We start from the raw sequence: 1079 nt of genomic DNA on the forward strand, positions 1-1079 counted from the left end.
GTTTTTGACTGGGCAGATGTCCACGGTGAAATAAGCCGCGAGTCTGACCGCTATGCCCAGGGGTTCCGTTTGTACGGGTCTGTTTGTCAGCCCGGTACCCATAACGTTATTGACCGTTTTGTTTTAAACTGGGCAATATTTTATATCGAGCCTCAGCGCCAGTTATGGAGCCACTGCTGCCAGTATATGCAACACCAGCCCGTGATAATAGATCCTATTGAACCTGGACGCCCTGACAACTGGAAACCGCGAAAAAGCATGCTTTGGCCGGAAGACCTGGATCGAGAGTCAAAAACGGCACAGCAATAAAGGAATGCTCCTGACTGACTGCCGGTGCCAAATAATAAAGGAAGGACAGGGATGAGCAGAAAACACCCAAAACAAAAAACACTGTTACCGGCAATGCCGGAAGAAATTCAGGCAGTCCTAAACGAGCACTATTCACGCGAGCCCGTTCTTACACCCCGGTTAAAAAACTGGGAAGAGGATCTGCCTGAAAACAACACAAAGCAAACCGTTCCCGGAAAACTTCTACGTGTCACTGAAATTAATGATACCTGGATGGAAATCCCCCGTTATGAAAATATTATGTGGGGAGGGGCTTGGTTAGGCATTATTTCATCAATAGCTCCCGCAGTACTGGTGATTTGGTTATGTATAGATTCATATCCAACGGGGTTGGATTTTGAAACACTGCTAACTTTGTTTTTGTTTTTTTTATTTTCAATGAGTTTATTAAGCTTAAGAATGGCTCTATTTGTTCCCAGAGATCAACCCATCAGATTTAACCGCAAGCGACAGAAAATTTACATATTTGACTATCACCGGAAAGCCTGGAATCCCTGGGTTAAATGGCCTGCAACCGTGAAGGTTTTTGACTGGGCTGATGTTCATGGTGAGATAAGCCGCGAGTCTGACCGCTATGCCCAGGGGTTCCGTTTGTACGGGTCTGTTTGTCAGCCCGGTACCCATAACGTTATTGACCGTTTTGTTTTAAACTGGGCAATATTTTATATCGAGCCTCAGCGCCAGTTATGGAGCCACTGCTGCCAGTATATGCAACACCAGCCCGTGATAAT

General features: G+C 45.9%; 2 protein-coding genes. Both read left to right on the forward strand.

Features of this window, described 5'->3' with window-relative positions:
• The coding region (locus tag GW579_RS23775; RefSeq protein WP_338105884.1) for a DUF6708 domain-containing protein at positions 1-309 on the forward strand (309 nt) is incomplete at its 5' end.
• A 51-nt stretch (positions 310-360) separates the two neighbouring features.
• Positions 361-1079 (forward strand): DUF6708 domain-containing protein (locus GW579_RS23745; protein ID WP_165062256.1); only part of this gene is annotated, 719 nt, incomplete at its 3' end.

The organism is Rahnella contaminans, assembly GCF_011065485.1.
Classification (GTDB): domain Bacteria; phylum Pseudomonadota; class Gammaproteobacteria; order Enterobacterales; family Enterobacteriaceae; genus Rahnella; species Rahnella contaminans.